The organism is Bradyrhizobium sp. JR3.5, from assembly GCF_054057015.1.
In genome coordinates this window covers 1868579-1885994 of record NZ_JBSRYV010000002.1, presented here as the reverse complement: position 1 = coordinate 1885994, position 17416 = coordinate 1868579, and the positions used below count along the sequence as shown (strand labels likewise).

General features: G+C 64.7%; 14 protein-coding genes and 1 pseudogene. 7 read left to right on the top strand and 8 right to left on the bottom strand.

What is annotated here, in order from left to right; genetic code table 11:
- The first annotated feature begins 7 nt into the window (after positions 1 to 7).
- From ACVWW1_RS25870 to ACVWW1_RS25860, 3 genes are all read left to right on the top strand, one after another.
- Positions 8 to 1918, top strand: a complete 1911-nt coding sequence (locus tag ACVWW1_RS25870) for a propionyl-CoA synthetase (RefSeq protein WP_456657879.1) — start codon at positions 8 to 10, stop codon at positions 1916 to 1918.
- Positions 1919 to 2282: 364 nt separating this feature from the next.
- Positions 2283 to 2555 (top strand): hypothetical protein, encoded by a 273-nt coding sequence (locus ACVWW1_RS25865; protein WP_229168563.1) that lies wholly within the window; start codon positions 2283 to 2285, stop codon positions 2553 to 2555.
- Positions 2556 to 2660: 105 nt separating this feature from the next.
- Positions 2661 to 3776, top strand: coding sequence for an acyltransferase family protein (locus ACVWW1_RS25860; RefSeq protein ID WP_456657878.1), 1116 nt, complete (start codon positions 2661 to 2663; stop codon positions 3774 to 3776).
- Positions 3777 to 3895: 119 nt separating this feature from the next.
- Here ACVWW1_RS25860 and ACVWW1_RS25855 read toward each other — a convergent pair whose 3' ends face one another.
- On the bottom strand, positions 3896 to 4591 hold the full coding sequence (locus ACVWW1_RS25855) for a DUF1013 domain-containing protein (protein WP_456657877.1): 696 nt from the start codon (positions 4589 to 4591) through the stop codon (positions 3896 to 3898).
- A 229-nt stretch (positions 4592 to 4820) separates the two neighbouring features.
- On the opposite strand from ACVWW1_RS25855, the gene ispH reads away from it, so the two are divergent.
- The 3 genes from ispH to rnhA are packed head-to-tail and all read left to right on the top strand — an operon-like array spanning position 4821 to position 7230.
- On the top strand, positions 4821 to 5795 hold the full coding sequence (gene ispH, locus ACVWW1_RS25850; protein WP_173643790.1) for a 4-hydroxy-3-methylbut-2-enyl diphosphate reductase: 975 nt from the start codon (positions 4821 to 4823) through the stop codon (positions 5793 to 5795).
- A gap of 5 nt (positions 5796 to 5800) precedes the next feature.
- Positions 5801 to 6781, top strand: coding sequence for a homoserine kinase (locus ACVWW1_RS25845; RefSeq protein WP_456657876.1), 981 nt, complete (start codon positions 5801 to 5803; stop codon positions 6779 to 6781).
- Positions 6769 to 7230, top strand: coding sequence for a ribonuclease HI (gene rnhA, locus ACVWW1_RS25840; RefSeq protein WP_171947839.1), 462 nt, complete (start codon positions 6769 to 6771; stop codon positions 7228 to 7230). The genes ACVWW1_RS25845 and rnhA overlap by 13 nt, the downstream gene beginning before the upstream one ends.
- Before the next feature lie 244 nt (positions 7231 to 7474).
- Here rnhA and ACVWW1_RS25835 read toward each other — a convergent pair whose 3' ends face one another.
- The 7 genes and pseudogenes from ACVWW1_RS25835 to ACVWW1_RS25805 form a co-directional block, all read right to left on the bottom strand.
- Positions 7475 to 8440: an IS110 family RNA-guided transposase gene (locus ACVWW1_RS25835; RefSeq protein WP_456655983.1), complete on the bottom strand. Its 966-nt coding sequence runs from the start codon at positions 8438 to 8440 to the stop codon at positions 7475 to 7477.
- A gap of 455 nt (positions 8441 to 8895) precedes the next feature.
- Positions 8896 to 9381, bottom strand: a complete 486-nt coding sequence (locus ACVWW1_RS25830; protein ID WP_229196031.1) for a peroxiredoxin — start codon at positions 9379 to 9381, stop codon at positions 8896 to 8898.
- Positions 9382 to 9489: 108 nt separating this feature from the next.
- Complete coding sequence (locus tag ACVWW1_RS25825; RefSeq protein WP_456657875.1) at positions 9490 to 10047, bottom strand: DUF924 family protein; 558 nt, start codon at positions 10045 to 10047, stop codon at positions 9490 to 9492.
- Between the two features lie 27 nt (positions 10048 to 10074).
- Positions 10075 to 11760: a long-chain-fatty-acid--CoA ligase gene (locus ACVWW1_RS25820; protein ID WP_456660677.1), complete on the bottom strand. Its 1686-nt coding sequence runs from the start codon at positions 11758 to 11760 to the stop codon at positions 10075 to 10077.
- A 175-nt stretch (positions 11761 to 11935) separates the two neighbouring features.
- Positions 11936 to 13340: pseudogene (locus ACVWW1_RS25815) on the bottom strand (D-alanyl-D-alanine carboxypeptidase family protein).
- A gap of 251 nt (positions 13341 to 13591) precedes the next feature.
- The gene (locus ACVWW1_RS25810) at positions 13592 to 15370 is read right to left on the bottom strand and encodes a glucan ABC transporter ATP-binding protein/ permease (protein WP_456657874.1); all 1779 of its coding nucleotides are present in this window, start codon (positions 15368 to 15370) and stop codon (positions 13592 to 13594) included.
- Between the two features lie 237 nt (positions 15371 to 15607).
- Complete coding sequence (locus ACVWW1_RS25805) at positions 15608 to 16663, bottom strand: ABC transporter substrate-binding protein (RefSeq protein WP_456657873.1); 1056 nt, start codon at positions 16661 to 16663, stop codon at positions 15608 to 15610.
- A gap of 261 nt (positions 16664 to 16924) precedes the next feature.
- On the opposite strand from ACVWW1_RS25805, the gene ACVWW1_RS25800 reads away from it, so the two are divergent.
- Positions 16925 to 17362, top strand: a complete 438-nt coding sequence (locus tag ACVWW1_RS25800) for a hypothetical protein (RefSeq protein ID WP_456657872.1) — start codon at positions 16925 to 16927, stop codon at positions 17360 to 17362.
- Positions 17363 to 17416 lie beyond the last annotated feature (54 nt).

The window sequence follows — 17416 nt, the reverse complement described above, 5'->3', positions numbered from 1 at the left end:
AAGCGCAATGAACGTCCAGCAGAAGAGCCGGTATCATGAGGTGTATGCCCGCTCGCTTCGAGACCCCGAGGGCTTTTGGACGGAGGCGGCGCGCGAGATCGACTGGATCGAACCGGCCAAGAAAGTCTTCGATCCGTCCATGGGCGCCTATGGACGCTGGTTCGCCGGCGCCGTGGTCAACACCTGCTACAACGCGCTGGATCGCCATGTCGCCGGCGGCCGCGCCGGCCAGGTCGCGCTGATCCACGATTCACCGCTCACCAACACCATCACCAAATTCACCTACTCCGAGCTGCTGGCGGAGGTGCGGACGCTGGCCGCGGTCATGCAGGATTTCGGTGTGGCCAAGGGCGATCGCGTCATCCTCTATATGCCGATGGTGCCGGAGGCTGTCGTTGCGATGCTCGCCTGCGCGCGGATCGGCGCGGTGCACAGCGTGGTGTTCGGCGGCTTCGCGGCCAAGGAGCTCGCGACCCGCATCGACGACGCCAAGCCGAAGCTGATCTTCTCGGCGAGCTGTGGCATCGAGCCCGGGCGCATCGTGCAGTACAAGCCGCTGCTCGACGAAGCGATCCGCCTCGCCGGCGCCAAGCCCGAGACCTGCATCATCCTGCAGCGACCGCAGCAGGCTTGCGAGCTCACCGCGGGCCGCGACCACGACTGGGCGACGCTGCGCCGCGCCGCGTTCGACGCCGGCAAGGCCGCGCCCTGCGTGCCGGTCGCCGCGACCGATCCGCTCTACATCCTCTACACCTCGGGCACGACCGGAATTCCGAAGGGCGTGGTGCGCGACAATGGCGGCCATCTGGTTGCGCTGAAATGGTCGATGCACAATCTCTACGGCGTGAAGCCCGGCGAGATCTGGTGGTGCGGCTCCGACATCGGCTGGGTGGTCGGTCACTCCTACATCGTCTATGGCCCGCTGATCCATGGCTCGACCACGATCATGTATGAGGGCAAGCCGGTCGGCACGCCGGATGCCGGCGCGTTCTGGCGCGTGATCAGCGAGCACAAGGCGGTTGCCCTCTTCACCGCGCCGACCGCATTCCGTGCGATCAAGAAGGAAGATCCCGAGGGCAAGCTGCTGAGGAGCTACGACCTCTCGCGCTTCCGCAAGCTGTTCCTCGCCGGCGAGCGCGCCGATCCGCCGACGGTGGAGTGGGCGGAGCAGCAGCTCAAGGTGGCGGTCATCGATCACTGGTGGCAGACCGAGACCGGCTGGTGCATCGCCGGCAATCCGGTGGGGCTCGGCCAGTTGCCGATCAAGCACGGCTCGCCGACGGTGCCGATGCCGGGCTATCAGGTCGACATCGTCGACGAGGCGGCGAAGCCGGTGCCCGCAGGCACCATGGGCTCGATCGTGATCAAGCTGCCGATGCCGCCGGCGTGCCTGCCGACGCTGTGGCAGCAGGACGATCGCTTCAGGGACGCTTACCTCTCGGAATTCCCCGGCTACTACAAGACCTCGGACGCCGGCTACAAGGATGCGGACGGCTACGTCTGGGTGATGGGCCGCACCGACGACATCATCAATGTCGCCGGCCACCGGCTCTCCACCGGCGGCATGGAGGAGATCCTCGCCTCGCATCCCGATGTCGCCGAATGCGCGGTGCTCGGCGTCAAGGATGCGATCAAGGGCGAGGTGCCGTGCGGCTTCCTGGTGCTGAAGGCCGGCGTGACCAAGGCACCGGATCAGGTCGAGAAGGAGGTCGTGGCGCTGGTGCGCGAGAAGCTCGGGCCGGTCGCCGCGTTCAAGCTCGCGATCACCGTGGCGCGGCTGCCGAAGACCCGCTCCGGCAAGATCCTGCGTGGCACCATCAAGAAGATCGCCGACGATGAGCCCTGGACCATGCCGGCGACGATCGAGGACCCCAAGGTGCTCGACGAAATCGGAGAGGCGTTGAAGGGCAAGGGGTAGCTGCGATCATCGTGCGAGTGCCGAGCGTGCAGCGGCGCATCTGTGAGAGCACGTCGTGTGAACCCCTCTCCCTAACCCTCCCCTGCAAGGGGGGAGGGAACCCTTCCGCCGGTGCCCTCCTTACCTGCAGCAACTCCGTGTAGATCCGATGACGTGAGGTGAGCACGCCGGTCAGACTCCCTCCCCCCTTGCGGGGGAGGGGTGGGGAGAGGGGTGGCCGCGGGCGCGATGGTCGATGAGTGCGTGATCGTCCAGCTCGCTCGCGCTCCATCGAAACCCATTGGAAGCAAAATGGCCTTGATTTTGATGGATTGCCGGGTCATCCCGGCCTTCCCTGTCATTTGCTACGAGATACGGACCACCGATGCGATCCATTTCCGCACGCGCGCCTCTTGCATTGCTGCTCGCACTGCCGCTGCTGGCAGGCTGTCTCGAGCGCGGCCGATCGCCGATCGCGGAGAGCATGGGCGACGACGATCAGTACTGCCAGGGCAATGGCAAGGTCGCGGTCGGCTCGCCCGAATATGTCGCATGCCGCAAGGATCGCGACGTCCAGCGCCAGAACGCCGAAGCCCGCACCGATCGGCGGCAGCGCGATCTCGGCGAATACATGATGAACAATCCGGACCGCCACTAGGCGCCATGGCGACGGCCGGCCCGGTGAGGTGTGCGTGGACGGCCGCCGGGCCGAATTCCGGCAAGACATCGGCGCGCCGCATGCGATCACGAGCAGCTGTTTTGGATGAGACCAGGTCCTGTGCTTGTGGAAGGCGAGCCCGCGTTGCAACGTGACAGGATCGGAGAGCTCGACGGGCTGCGCGCGATCGCGCTGCTGATCGTCGTCATCTGGCACTATTTCGGCGCGCCGGACGGTCCGCAGGGCTGGCCGTGGAAACTGCTGCATGTCGGCCGCTTCGGCGTCGACCTGTTCTTCATTCTGTCGGGCTATCTCATCACGGATATTCTGCTGCGCCACCGTGCGGCCGAACGCTATTACTCGGCCTTCTATGGCAGGCGCGCGTTCCGCATCTGGCCGCTCTACTACCTGATGTGCGGTTGCGCGGCGATCGGCTGGTATTTTTCGCTAAGCCCTGATTTGTTCGACACCAGGGGCGTGCCCGGCTGGCTGTATTTGTTCGGCTTGCAGAACTTCGGCATGGCCAAGGCGCAGACCGACGGCGCTTTCTGGCTGGCCGTAACCTGGTCGCTCGCGATCGAGGAGCAGTTCTATCTGCTGTTTCCGTTGCTGGTCCGGAACATCCCGTCCGAGCGGCTGTTCGCGATCCTGCTCGTGCCGATCCTGGTCTGCCCGATCGGGCGCCTGATCGACAGCGCGCTGCCGGACGCCTACGGCTGGTACGTGCTGCCGCAATTCAGGATCGATTCGCTTGCGATCGGCGCGCTGATCGCCTGGTGGCGCCTCTATCGCAAGCCGGATGCCGAGGTCTCCAGACGCGTCGCCGCCATCCTCAAATGGTCGAGCATGTCGCTCCCCCTGCTGTGGCTGTTCGGATGGAAGCGTTGGTCGGTGGCGTTCTCGCACACGCAGGTCGAGATCTTCTTCGGTTCCCTGCTGTTCGTCGTCCTGGAAAATCGCGGCGCGCCAAAACTCGCATTGCTGCGCAGCCCGGTCGCGACGTTCTTCGCCAGGACGTCCTACGCGGCGTATCTCACCCACCACGTCATCGTGTACCTGCTGTTCGCCGTGCTGCATCAACCGAGGACAGTCGAGAGCCTCGCCGGCATCTCGCTGACCTTCGGCGCGCTCGCGCTGACGTTCGGGCTGTGTGCCCTGAGTTATCGCTATTTCGAACGTCCGCTGCTCGACTTCGCCCACCGGCGCTTCACGTTCGGCTAAGCGAAAGCGGGCCACCGGCGCGCCGCTTGCGGGATCAAGGCTACGCGTGCCCCAAACAAAAACGCGGCGGGTTGCCCTGCCGCGTTTCGTAGTCGGGCTTCGCGAAACGGAGCCGGCGCCTACTCCTCGTCGTCGGCCTTCTTGCCGCCGATCGTCTTCAGCTTGGCGAACACGGCATCGACATTGAGATCGTCGTGCCGCTCGATCGGCTGATCGTCCAGATCGTCCTTGCGCGTGGTCTCGGAGGCCGGCAGCAGCGTGGCGCCGCCGTAAACGGTCGTGGTCGGCTTCTCCTTGGCGGCGCGCTGCACCTCGAAATCGAGCTCGATCTGCGAGCACAGGCCGAGCGTCACCGGGTCCATCGGGGTCAGGGTCGAGGCGTTCCAGTGGGTGCGGTCGCGCACGCTGGCGATCGTGGTCTTGGTGGTGCCGACCAGCCGCATGATCTGGGCGTCCTTCAGCTCGGGGTGGTTGCGCACCAGCCAGAGGATCGCGCTCGGCCGCTCGTGGCGGCGCGACACCGGGGTGTAGCGCGGGCCCTTCTTCTTGGCGGCGGTCGGCAGCACCACCTTGCTCTCCTGGAGCCTGAGGCGGTAATTCTGGTCCCGCTCGCCGCGCTCGATCTCCTCGCGGGTCAGCTGGCCGTTGGAAATCGGGTCCATGCCCTTGATGCCCTGGGCGGCGTCGCCGTCGGCGATGGCACGCACCTCCAGGGGGTGCATTTTGGTGAAATCGGCCACCTGATCGAACGTCAAGGCGGTATTATCGACCAACCACACGGCAGTCGCCTTCGGCATCAGCGGTGCGTTGCTCATGGCAAATCTCCTTTGTGCTTCGCCCACCTCTGTAGAGGCGAAGCTGGTAGTCATCGGCGATGACGGGAATTATAGGGCCTATATAAGCCCTCCGGGGGGAATGGCGCAATGGGCCAGCAAAATCGCCTTGACAGCGCCCGAAAGCAGTCCCAAGTCCTTATCCTAACTGGCCGTTCCCCGCCCGCCGGCGAGGGGTGATTCGGTCCCGAGATTGCCCCGAGACAGCCTGATGTCAGCGAAAAAACCCGATCTTAGAATCGTGCTTTGTTCCCCCCGCGGCTTTTGCGCCGGGGTGGTCCGCGCCATCGATACGGTCGAACGCGCGCTCACCATTTATGGTGCCCCGGTCTATGTCCGGCACGAAATCGTCCATAACAAGTACGTGGTCGACAGCCTGAAGACCAAAGGCGCCATTTTCGTCGAGGAATTGGCCGAAATCCCCGACGACACCAATGCGCCGGTGGTATTTTCGGCCCATGGTGTTCCCAAGTCGGTTCCGGCCGAGGCCAAATCCCGCAATTTCTTCTCGCTGGATGCGACCTGCCCGCTGGTGACCAAGGTCCACCGCGAGGCGGCGATCCATTTCAAGCGCGGCCGCGAGATCCTGCTGATCGGGCACTCCCATCACCCCGAGGTGGTCGGCACGCTGGGCCAGCTCCCGGTCGGTGCCGTGACCCTGATCGAGACCGCCGAGGATGCAAAGACCTTCGTCCCGAAGGACCCCAACAATCTCGCCTTCGTGACCCAGACCACGCTGTCCATCGACGATACCGCTGAGATCGTGGCGCTGCTCAAGCAGCGCTTCCCGAACGTCAACGGCCCGCACAAGGAAGACATCTGCTACGCCACCACCAACCGCCAGCTTGCGGTCAAGAAGGTGGCGCCGGTGGTCGATGCCCTGATCGTGGTCGGCGCGCCGAACTCGTCGAACTCGCAGCGCCTGCGCGAGGTCGCCGAGCGCGAGGGCTGTCCCATTGCCGTGCTTGCACAACGTGCCAGCGACATCGACTGGAGCAGGTTCGAAGGCATCAAGAGCCTCGGCATCACCGCCGGCGCGTCGGCGCCGGAAGTGATCGTCGAGGAAATCATGGGCGCCTTCGCTGAGCGCTTCGAGCTTCACGTGGAGACGGTCTCGGCCGCGGAAGAGAACGAGTTCTTCCCGCTGCCGCGTTCGCTGCGGCCCGACGCTGCCGCCGCGGAATAGACCATATGGCGGTTTACACCGACGTTGCCGCCGAAGACCTCGCGGAATTCCTCAAGAGCTACGACATCGGCGAATTGCTCTCCTACAAGGGCATCGCCGAGGGCGTCGAGAATTCGAACTTCCTGCTGCACACCAGCCAGGGCGCCTACATTCTCACGCTCTATGAGAAGCGCGTGGCCGAGGACGACCTGCCGTATTTCCTGTCGCTGATGGCGCATCTCGCCGAGCGCGGGGTGTCGTGCCCGCAGCCGGCGCGCAACCGCAAGGGCGAGGTTTATAGCCGGCTTGCCGGCCGGCCGGCGGCGATCATCAACTTCCTCGAAGGCATGTGGCCGCGGCGGCCGAACGTGGCGCATTGCTCAGGCGTCGGCGCGGCGCTGGCCAAAATGCATCTGGCCGGCCGCGACTTTCCGCTGGTCCGCAACAATCCGCTGTCGGTCTCCGGCTGGCGGCCGCTGTTCGATCTTGCCGCCGCGCGGGCCGACAGCGTGCAGCCGGGTCTGCACGACTTCATCGCGCGCGAGCTCGATCACCTCGAAGCCGCGTGGCCGGTGGATCTGCCGGTCGGCGTGATCCATGCCGACCTGTTTCCCGATAACGTCTTCTTCCTCGGCGACAAGCTCTCGGGCCTGATCGACTTTCCGTTCGCCTGCAACGACATCCTGGCCTACGACGTCGCGATCTGCCTCAACGCCTGGTGCTTCGAGCCGGATCATTCCTTCAATGTCACCAAGGCGCGCGCGCTGCTCAATGCCTATGGCCGCGAGCGGCAATTGTCGGCGGCGGAAGAGGCCGCGCTGCCGCTGCTCGCGCGCGGCGCCGCGCTTCGTTTCCTGCTGACGCGCCTGGTCGATTTCCTAAACGTGCCCGCGGGTGCGCTGGTGCAGCCGAAGGACCCGCTGGAATACGTCCGCAAGCTGCGCTTCCACCAGAGCGTCGCTGCGATCAACGACTACGGCATCACGCCGGCAGGATGCGTGGCGTGAGCGACAAGCCGCATGTGATTGTCTTCACCGATGGTGCCTGCTCCGGAAACCCCGGACCGGGCGGCTGGGGCGCGATCCTCAGATTCGGCGACGTCGAGAAGGAATTGAAGGGCGGCGAGGCGCACACCACCAACAACCGCATGGAGCTGATGGCGGCGATCTCGGCGCTGGAAGCCCTGAAGAAGCCCTGCGTGGTCGACCTCACCACCGACAGCCAGTACGTCCGCCAGGGCATCACCGGATGGATTCACGGCTGGAAGCGCAATGGCTGGCGCACGGCCGACAAGAAGCCGGTGAAGAATGTCGAGCTTTGGCAGCGCCTCGACGCCGCGCTGAAGCCGCACGAGGTGCGCTGGCACTGGATCAAGGGCCATGCCGGCCACGCCGAGAACGAACGCGCCGACGAGCTGGCGCGTGAGGGCGTGGCGATGGCGAGGTTGAAGGGGTAGGGCGCACGGTCGCCCCGCGTAGCAGCCGCGTAGCAACCATTAGCGTTTCCGATTGTGTGCGATTGAATTGCCCGATCGCCGTTGAGACTGACGCCGTGCTCGCGGCCATCAAGGCGTGGCCTGGCGAGAGTGGGGATGTGGCGGCATTTGAGCGACGGCCATCCTTGACGGCCGCTGTGCGCGGCGTCCTCGTGACGGCAGGTCGGGACGAAGAAACGGTGCCCCGATCGAACAAAGAAACGCTTCAGCTTGCCGGAGCGACGACTGGCAAGTGAGCTTGCCAAGGGATCGCTCGAGCCACCACGGTGTTGATGAAGATGAGCAGCTTCCTGGCGCAGGCGATCAGGGCACGCTTGTGGCCTTTGCCGGCGGCGATCAATCGTTTGTACAGGGCGATGAGCTGCGGATTCCAGCGAAAGGACGCCGCCAGCGCCGCAGCGTAGAGCGCCTGGCGCAGACGCTTGCGTCCACCGTCGATGTGACGAGCGCCGATGTGTTCGCCGCTGTCGTCGTCATACGGCGCAAGGCCCGCAAGTGCTGCAGCCTGCTCGCGGCTGACCTGGCCGATCTCGGGCATCCGGACCAGGACGGCGACCGCAGTCGGCAGCCCGGCCCCACCGACGCTGTGGATCAGGTCGAGCCGGGCGGCGAGATCGTGTTGCTCGCGGATCGCCGCCACCAGAGCCTTGAACTCAACCCGTTCGCGCTTGGCCAGACGAGCGATGTCGTCTTTCCATAGCTTTTGGATACGCGCGTCGCGACAGCTCTCGAGCCGGTTCTTGAATCGCGCGATATCTTCTCCGATCTGATCAATCAGCGTCAGATGTCCGGCCAAGGGCGGTAATCTGGCGTCGGGTGCCGGGTGGATCTTCTTGACCGCAGCGGTGCAGGCGGCGATCAGCGCGGCATCGATCCGATCGTTCTTGGCGCGCTGCCCGCGGTATTTGGCATAGGCACGCACCTGCGCCGGCTGGAACACCACGACGACAAACCGCTTGCGCCGCAGCTCGACGACGACCGGCTGCTCATAGCCACCACTCGCCTCGATCCCAACCCGCCTGACCTTGTGGCGCCCAAGCCACTCCAACAGCGTCTTGTAACCATCCGCCGTGTTCTCCACCTGCAGCTGGTCCGAGCCGTCGGCGAGCGCCACGTCGAGCTTCCGTTTGCCGATATCGATTCCGGCACAGATTGTGATACGCTTGGCCATCTTCCTCGACCCTCCCTTGTGATGCGAACCTAGAGTTCGTTCAACCATGCGGGTCCCGATGAAGTGCCGATCGCGATCTTGCTACGAACGACAGCCCTCAAGGCTTCGATGGGTATCGATCCGATCGATCAGCGGCCCAGCCCGGGCGGCCACCCGAGCTGGGCCATTCCTCTCGGAACGAGGCCAGTCTAATCCAGCGCGCTAATACAAGGATGGGTAGAGCGAAGCGAAACCCATCATCTCAATACACGGCACGAAGGCGATGGGTTTCGCTTCGCTCTACCCATCCTACAGACCAGCGTCCCTGCTATCGCCATGCCCAAAACTGTCATCGCCCGCGAAAGCGGGCGATCCAGTATTCCAGAGACGGTAGCCATTGAAACGAGAGGCCGCGGCATACTGGATCGCCCGGTCGAGCCGGGCGATGACAGCCAGCTTGCGGCGTAAGCGTCAGCTCAGAGCTGCCCGAGCAGCGTGTCGCCGCCGGAGACCTCGACCTTGCCCGGAGCCGGCTCCTTGTTGAGCTTCTTCACCACGCCGTCCTCGACCAGCATCGAGTAGCGGTGGGAGCGGATGCCGAGGCCGTTGCCGGAAGCGTCGAGCTCCATGCCGATCGCCTTGGTGAAGTCGGCATTGCCGTCGGCCAGGAAGACGGCCTCGTCGCGCTGGTCGGTGTCGCGCTTCCAGGCGTTCATCACGAAGGCGTCATTGACCGAGACGATCGCGATGGTGTCGACGCCCTTGTTCTTCAGGGCATAGGCGTTGAGGAAGATGCTCGGCAGATGCATCTTGTGGCAGGTGCCGGTGTAGGCGCCGGGCACCGCGAACAGGGCGACCTTCTTGCCCTTGAAAATGTCGTCGGTGGTTTTGACCTGCGGACCCTCGGCGGTCATCACGCGAAACTTGGTTTCCGGCAGCTTGTCGCCAACATTGATCGTCATCGGTGTTCTCCCTCGGTGAAGCGGAATTGTCTTAAACCCGGCGGTTGGACCGCACAATACGATCTGCTGCGGGAACGGCAATGCCGAAGCGCAGTCACCGTTCCGTCATCAGCCGGAAAACCCGCCGGCGTCGAGAAAGGCCTGCTCGTCCGCGGTGGTTTCCCGGCCCAGCACCCGGTTACGGTGCGGGAAGCGGCCGAACCGGCGGATGATGTCGGCGTGATCCTCGGCATATTTCAGGTTGTCGGGATGGCAGTCATATTGCCGGAACAGCGTCACGCAGCGCTGCTGGTCGTCGAGGTCCTCGGAATGCTCGAAAGGCAGATAGAGGAATTCGCGCAGCACCGGGTCGGTCCGCGCATCGACGCCGCGGTCGATGGCGCGCCTTGCCACTTCACGCGCCAGCGCATCACTTGAAAAGGTCTTGGCGTCGCCTCGAAACAGGTTTCGCGGAAACTGGTCGAGCACGATGGTCAGCGCCAGCGCGCCCTCGTCGCTCGCCTCCCATGACGACAACTCGCCGGCAGCCGCCTTCTGCCAGGTGGCAAGGAAGCGGCTGCGGATTTCGGCATCGAAGGCATCGTCGCGCGTGTACCAGCGGTCGCGGCCGGCTTCTTGCCAGAACGCGATAACATCGGCAGGCGTCGCGATGCGAGCGTCAGTCATGTCCGTCCAACGCCCGCATCACTTGTTTCAGGCCGCGGCCTTCTTCTCGTCGCGCAGCTCGCGGCGCAGGATCTTGCCGACATTGGTCTTCGGAAGGTCGGCCCTGAACTCGATCTGCTTCGGCACCTTGTAGGCGGTGAGCTGGGTGGCGCTGAACTTGATGACGTCCTCCGCCGTGATGTTCGGGTCCTTCTTGACGACGAAGGCCTTCACCGCCTCGCCGGACTTCGCATCGGGCACGCCGATCACGGCGCATTCGAGCACGCCCGGATGGCTCGCCAGCACTTCCTCGATCTCGTTCGGATAGACGTTGAAGCCCGAGACCAGGATCATGTCCTTCTTGCGGTCGACGATCTTGGTGTAGCCGTTCTCGTCCATCACGCCGATGTCGCCGGTTCGGAAATAGCCGTCCGACGTCATCACGCGCGCGGTCTCGTCCGGCCTGTTCCAGTAGCCCGCCATCACCTGCGGACCCTTGGCGCAGATCTCGCCGGCCTGGCCGATCGGCAGTTCGTTGCCCTCGTCGTCACGGATCGACAGATAGGTCGAGGGTACCGGCAGCCCGATCGTACCGGAGAAGCTTTCGATGTCGGCGCGGTTACAGGTCAGCGTCGGCGAGGTCTCGGACAGCCCATAGCCTTCCGAGAGCGGGATGCCGGTAACCTTGAGCCACTTCTCGGCGACCGGCTTCTGCGTCGCCATGCCGCCACCATTGGCGATCTTCAGCTTGGAGAAATCCAGCTTGTCGAAGCCTGGCGTGTTCAACAGGCCATTATAGAGCGTGTTGACTGCCGGAAAAAAGCTGACCTGATATTTCGCCAGCTCCTTGATGAAGCCGGCCATGTCGCGCGGATTGGGGATCAGCAGATTGGTGCCGCCGGAGCGCACGCCCAGCAGGTAGCACGCAGTCAGGGCGAAGATGTGATAGAGCGGCAGCGCGCAGACGATGACCATCTGGTCGACGATCGGCGGCTTCTTCAGCGCCGGCTGCAGCCAGGCGTCATTCTGCAGCACGTTGGCGAGCACGTTCTGGTGGATCAGCGTGGCGCCCTTGGAAACGCCGGTGGTGCCGCCGGTGTATTGCAGGAAGGCGACGTCCTGGCGCGTCAGCACGGGCTTGTTGAGCTTCATGCCGCGGCCGGCCGACAGCGCCTCGTTGAAAGTGACCGCGCCGGGGATCGACCAGGCCGGCACCATCTTCTTCACCCGGCGCACCACCAAATTGACGATGACGCCCTTGAAGCCGAGCAGGTCGCCCATGCTGCCGACGATCACCTGTTTCACCGCGGTGTTCGCCAGCACCTTCTGCACGGTGGTGGCAAAGTTCTCCAGCACGATGATCGCTTCCGCGCCGGAATCCTTGAGCTGATGCTCGAGCTCGCGCGGGGTATAGAGCGGATTGACGTTGACCACGGCATAGCCGGCGCGCAGCACAGCGGCGATCGCGATGGGGTATTGCAGCACGTTCGGCATCATCAGCGCGACCCGCGCGCCCTTCTGCAGGCCCCCCTTGCTCTGCAGGTAGGCACCGAGCGCGGTCGACATCTCGTCGAGCTCGCGATAGGTGATCGCCTTGTCCATGCAGATGAACGCCTTGCGATCGGCGAACTTCTTGAAGCTCTCTTCGAGCAATTCGACCAGCGACGAATATTGCGTGACGTCGATATCGGCGGGCACGCCGGCCGGATAATGCTTGAGCCAGATGCGCTCCATAGTGGTCAATCCCCTCTCTCAAATTTGGCTGATGTCCCGGATTGTTTCCGGGTTTCCCGACCCTGGGCCGTATTATCTTGGCCGCTTTATTTCAGGCAGTATTGAGCGATGCCGCGGCCAATGGCAAGCCGCTGCGCGCTATCGACGCATTGGGAGATCGGAGGGGGGCGCTCTGCTAGCCTGCCGGCTTGGCGTCGGCCTTCGGCTTCTCAGCCTTGGGCTTCTCGACCTTGGGCTTCGCAGCAGGCTTTGCCGCCGCCGGCTTGCCGGCAGGCTTTGCGGCGGCAGGCTTGTCCGCGGCGGGCTTCGCAGCTGCGGCATCCGGCTTGGCGTTGGCGTGACGTACGGGCTTGGCCGCCGGCTTGTTGTCCGACTTGGAGCTATCCAACTTGGAGGCGCTCTTGCTGTCACCCTTGGCGTCATCAGCCGTATCGGACTTCTTGCCGGCGACACGGGTGTGCTTGCCCTTGCCGCGCTTGGCCGGCTGCAGCTTCTCGGTGTCGGCCTCGACCGCGGCGATCAACGCAGCGCCGGTCTTTGTCGGTCCCGTATAAACCACGACCGGTTCGGACGCCGCCGCCGGCTGCGCCAGCAGGTCGGCCGGTTTTGTCGGCATCGCGGCCTGCAGGCCCGAGGCGAAGAAGCTCACGCCGCTGTCGCCGTTGGTGCTCGCGCCGGCGCTGGCGACGGTGTCTTCTCCGTCCTCGTCGCTGGCAGGCCGCTTGTGCTTGGCGCCGCACATCTCCTCGCGCAGGTTCGGCGGGGTGGAATCGATCGGCACCAGATTGTCGACGGTGCCGAGCGAGGGCCGCAGCCACGCCAGCCCGTTATTGGCAAAGCCGCGATCCAAGAGCTGCGCGGCGCGGATCGCGCGCATGCGGCCCGAAGAGGCGCCGAGCACTACGGCGATCAGCCGCTTGCCATCGCGCGTCGCCGACGCCACGAGATTGTAGCCGGACGCGCAGATGAAGCCGGTCTTGAAGCCGTCGGCGCCGGGATAGCGGCCGATCAGCTTGTTGAAGTTCTGGGTGATGCGGCGGCCGAAGCGGATCGACGGGATGTGGACGAAATACTCGTATTCCGGCAGGTCGCGGATGATGGCGCGGGCGAGGATCGCCATGTCGCGCGCCGAGGTGATCTGGCCGTCGGCGGGCAGGCCGTTCGGGTTGACGTAGCTCGTTTGCGTCATGCCGAGCCTCGAGGCGGTTTGGTTCATTTCGCCGGCAAAGCCGTCGATCGAGCCGCCGATGCCCTCGGCCAGCACCACGGCCATGTCGTTGGCCGACTTCACCAGCAATCATCTTGAGCGCGTTGTCGACGGTGACCTGGGTGCCGGGCCGAAGGCCCATCTTCGAGGGCGACTGCGATGACGCGGTCGGCGACACCGTGAGCAGCGTGTCGAGCGACACCCGGCCATCCTTGACCGCCTTCAGAGTCACATAGGCGGTCATCAGCTTGCTGAGCGAGGCCGGATACCACGGCATCGTCGCATTGTCGGCCTGCAGCACCTTCCCGGTATCGGCCTCGACGACCAGCAGCGCCTCGGCCTGCGCGATCTGCGGCGTTGCGATGGCGAGCATCGCGACGGCTAGAATCCATTTCAACGACGGGCGCAGCGGGCGAGGAAAATACACGACGGTTCCGGTCCTTTGAGACCCGCCTTCGAGAAGGAGGTCTTGCGATGTGACGTACGGGTTTCAAGCGTGTCCGGCGCCGCATTGCGGCGATGCAAACCTATACCGGCTTGCCAGCTGAGAACAGAGGCCGGCCAATTATATCGTGGACGAAATCGGCTGAATTTCGGCAGCCGCCTCAATTGGAAAGGGGAGAATTATGGTGCCTCGATGCCGGCGCGCGCCTGTTCCTGGACCATGAACTGGGCCCGCGCCAGTTCGGCAAAACGCCCGCCTTTCGCCACCAGTTCATCGAAAGTTCCGCTTTCGATCACCCGTCCCTGGTCGAACAACAGGATGCGGGTGGCGTAGCGGATGGTCGAGAGACGGTGCGCGATCACGAAGGTGGTGCGGCCCTTCATCACTTCGTCGAGAGCAGCATTGACCTTGGCCTCGGTGACGGCGTCGAGCGCACTGGTCGCCTCGTCGAGGACCAGGATCGGCGGATCCTTGAGCAGCGCACGCGCAATCGACAGCCGCTGCCGCTCGCCGCCGGACAGCATGCGGCCGCGCTCGCCGGCATGGGTGTCGAACTTCTTTTCGCTGCGCTCGATGAAATCCAGCGCCTGCGCGCGCGCCGCGGCGGTACGCAGCTCCTCGTCGGTCGCGTCGGGCTTGCCGACGCGCAGATTGTCGGCGAGTGAGCGATTGAACAGCAGCGCCTCCTGGAACACCACGCCGATGTTCCGCCGCAGCGCGGTCAGCTTCAGCGCGCGTATGTCCATACCGTCGATCTCGATGATGCCGGATTGCGGATCGAACGCGCGGTGCAGCAGCGCGATCGCGGTGGACTTGCCGGCACCGGTCGCACCGACCAGCGCGATGGTCTGGCCGGGCAACGCGGTGAAGGAGAGATCCTCGATCGCCGGCCGCTTGCCGTCATAGGAGAACGAGACGTCGTTGAATTCGACCAGCCCCGACAGCCGGCCGGGATCGACCGCGCCTGGCCGGTCGCGTACCGCCGGCACCGCATCGAGCACGTCGAAGAATTCCTGCAGGCGCGGCGCTTCCATGAACACATTGTTGATGAAGCTCACCACCTGCTCGAGCTTCTGGATCAGCATGGTGGCGAACGAGACGAACATCACGATCTCACCGACCGTGGTAAGGCCCTCGTTGTGAAGCGCGATGCCGACGGTGAAGATCGCGAGCACCGTGATGGTGGTCGAGGCGCGCGTGATCACGGTGACCAGCGCCCACCATGACAGCACCGGCATCTGCACCGCGAGCAGCTTGTCGGCGACGTAGCGCAGGCCCTGCACCTCGGAATCGATCCGCACGAAGCTCTGCACCAGCGCGACATTGCCGAGCGCGTCTGAGGCGCGCGCCGAGAGGTCGCTGTAATAGGCCTCGACCTCGCTCTGCATGCCGTAGGTCTTGCGCACCACCAGCGTGGTCAGCACGGTGAACACGACACAGAGCGCGAACAGCAGGATCGCCAGCCGCCAGTTGATGTAAAGCGCGAGCGGCAGCAGCACGACCAGCGACATGATCGCGGCGAAGTGTTCGCGGAAGAAGCCGAGCCAGAGCCGCCACAGCGCGTCGGTGCCGTTCAGCATCACCTTCATCAGCCGCCCGGAGTGGGTGCCGGAGTGGAAGGTCAGCGGCAGCTGCAGGATGTGCTCGAAATAATCCGTCAGCACGGCCTGGCGCTGGCGATGCGCCAGCCGGTCGGCCTGCAACGCGACGATCGCGCTGCAGCCGATCGTGAACAGGCCGAATGCCGCCCAGGCCGCGAGCAGCGGCCATGCCGAGGAGGTCGCGAACAGCCCGGTGACCGGCCGGCCGGACAGCACGTCGACGATCTTGCCGAACAGCACCGGCTCGGCGAACTGCGCGCCGGCGAGCAGCATGTTGGCGGCCGCGAGGATCCAGCCGAGCCGCGCCTCCTTGCCGAGCAGTTCGAGGACGCGGGTATAGAGGCGAAGCATGGACATGCCGGCGGGACTCGTCAGCGGTGGGCGCCCGGTCAGGCGGGATGCAATCTAATCAGGGTTCGCGATGCAGGGCCAGCGGGCGATGACCGCTTCTGGCGTTATCCAACTCATCGATTCTGCTGCGAGCCCTGGCATTCCGTCATTGCGAGGAGCGGCAGCGACGAAGCAATCCATCTGTCTTGTGTTCGGCGACAATGGATTGCTTCGCTTCGCTCGCAATGACGTGGATAGGGAGGCCTAGTTCACCAGCCGGCCATCGATGGGCGGCAGGAATTGGTCGTCGAAGATGTCGGCGGCGTGCGGCCGCTTCTGGAATTTGAAGTCCTCCGCGAGCTGGTCGACCGACCGCTCGAAGCGCTCCGGCTCGATGCCGCCGAGGCCGTTGCGCTTCACCTCGCCGGTCAGGATGTTGTCGCGGATGATGGCGCCCAGCCGCTCCAGCTCCAGGTCGCGCGAGCCGCCATCCATCCGGCTCACCACCTCGCTCGCCGCGCGGGCCGGGTCCTTGACCGCGAGGTTGGTGCCGCCGATCACCGCGCGCACGAAACCTTTCACCGCGTCCGGCTTCGCCGCGGCAAGGCGCGGGCTGACGATCACGGCAAAGCCATAGGCCTCGCAGCCATAGTCGGCGAAGCGCAGCACCGCGAGATCGTCGGCAGGCACGCCGCGATCGCGCAGATTGATCGCCGAGAGATAGGAGAAGCCGGTCACGGCATCGATCTGGCCTGCGGAGAGCATCGGCTCGCGCACCGCGGCGCTGATCGTGTTCTGCTTCACGCTCGCAAGCTTGATGCCGTTCTGCCTGGCGACCGCGGGCCACAGCCGGATCGACAGGTCGCCCTCGGCGACGCCGAGGTTTTTGTCCTGGATGTCGGTCAGCGCCTTGATGCCCCGGCTCTTGCGGGCAATGATCGCATAAGGCGCCTGGTTGAACAGCACGAACACCGACTTGACGGGGGCAGCACCAGGCTTGTCGCGAAAGCGGATCAGCGCGTTGATGTCGACGAGGGCGAAATCGCTCGAGCCGTCGGCGACGCGCGCGATCGCATCCGCCGAGCTGGTGGCGACGTTGGTGCCGACCGCAAGGCCCTCGGCGCTGAACAGGCCGCCGGCCGACGCCATCACGAATGGGGCCGCGGCGGCATCAAGCGGACGGTCGAGCGTGAACTGGATGGTGAGCGGCTGCGGCGCATCGCCGGCGCGCAACGGCGTGACGGCCGGCCACACGCCGCCCGAAAGGCCAATCACGCCGGCCAGTATCCAGTGGAGAACGGTGGTCCGACTTACCTGCATCATGACATCCGGGAGGCGAGACAAAGTGCCGCGCCGGCTGCGCCTGCTTCATGACATCGAATGCGCCAGGGCAGGGTGCAATTCAAGCATCAATTTCAAGCGTTATTTGCCGGCATCCTGCCCCAGGCAAGGTGAACGGCCGATGACTGCCATGATTTAACCCAAGGTTGTTCAGCTTGCATTCGGTTTGGGGAACCTAATCTAGGGGTAGTGGTTAGCTAACCAGGGCCCGCCGGGCCGGCTTCCACAAGGATGACTGCAATGTTTGCGCGAAAAGGTGTTTTTTCGTCCATTGGCCGCGCAGCCACATTGGCGACGGTTGCCGCGGTGGCGTTGACGGCCGTTGAGCCGACGATGGCGTTCGCAGGCTCTGCTCCGGCTGACAAGGCGGCCGCAGTGACGACATCGCACGGCACGAGCGGCGCAACCGACATCAGCGCGCGCCGTCGCTACTATCGTGGCGGTGGCGCGGCTGCTGCGGCTGCGTTCGCCGGGATCGTCGGCACGGGTCTGGCGATCGCTGCAGCCCAGAACCGTCGCGACTATTACGACTCCTATGGCTACTACGACGGCGGCCCGGGCTACTACGGCGGTCCCGCCTATTATGGTGGTGGCCCGGCCTATTACGGCGGCGGACCGTACTATGGTTATCACGGCTATTACGGGCGCCGCTCGGCACTGCCCTATACGCCGTACTGACACCGTCATCGGTTCGCAGAACTGTCACAAGGCGTCGAATCCACCGGCTGTGAG

What these genes read in the sequence shown, in the direction of transcription:
- ACVWW1_RS25870 (WP_456657879.1), top strand. Translation starts at nt 8, where the DNA reads ATGAACGTCCAGCAGAAGAGCCGGTATCATGAGGTGTATGCCCGCTCG.
- ACVWW1_RS25865 (WP_229168563.1), top strand. Translation starts at nt 2,283, where the DNA reads ATGCGATCCATTTCCGCACGCGCGCCTCTTGCATTGCTGCTCGCACTG.
- ACVWW1_RS25860 (WP_456657878.1), top strand. Translation starts at nt 2,661, where the DNA reads ATGAGACCAGGTCCTGTGCTTGTGGAAGGCGAGCCCGCGTTGCAACGT.
- ACVWW1_RS25855 (WP_456657877.1), bottom strand. Translation starts at nt 4,591, where the DNA reads ATGAGCAACGCACCGCTGATGCCGAAGGCGACTGCCGTGTGGTTGGTC.
- ispH (WP_173643790.1), top strand. Translation starts at nt 4,821, where the DNA reads ATGTCAGCGAAAAAACCCGATCTTAGAATCGTGCTTTGTTCCCCCCGC.
- ACVWW1_RS25845 (WP_456657876.1), top strand. Translation starts at nt 5,801, where the DNA reads ATGGCGGTTTACACCGACGTTGCCGCCGAAGACCTCGCGGAATTCCTC.
- rnhA (WP_171947839.1), top strand. Translation starts at nt 6,769, where the DNA reads ATGCGTGGCGTGAGCGACAAGCCGCATGTGATTGTCTTCACCGATGGT.
- ACVWW1_RS25835 (WP_456655983.1), bottom strand. Translation starts at nt 8,440, where the DNA reads ATGGCCAAGCGTATCACAATCTGTGCCGGAATCGATATCGGCAAACGG.
- ACVWW1_RS25830 (WP_229196031.1), bottom strand. Translation starts at nt 9,381, where the DNA reads ATGACGATCAATGTTGGCGACAAGCTGCCGGAAACCAAGTTTCGCGTG.
- ACVWW1_RS25825 (WP_456657875.1), bottom strand. Translation starts at nt 10,047, where the DNA reads ATGACTGACGCTCGCATCGCGACGCCTGCCGATGTTATCGCGTTCTGG.
- ACVWW1_RS25820 (WP_456660677.1), bottom strand. Translation starts at nt 11,760, where the DNA reads ATGGAGCGCATCTGGCTCAAGCATTATCCGGCCGGCGTGCCCGCCGAT.
- ACVWW1_RS25810 (WP_456657874.1), bottom strand. Translation starts at nt 15,370, where the DNA reads ATGTCCATGCTTCGCCTCTATACCCGCGTCCTCGAACTGCTCGGCAAG.
- ACVWW1_RS25805 (WP_456657873.1), bottom strand. Translation starts at nt 16,663, where the DNA reads ATGCAGGTAAGTCGGACCACCGTTCTCCACTGGATACTGGCCGGCGTG.
- ACVWW1_RS25800 (WP_456657872.1), top strand. Translation starts at nt 16,925, where the DNA reads ATGTTTGCGCGAAAAGGTGTTTTTTCGTCCATTGGCCGCGCAGCCACA.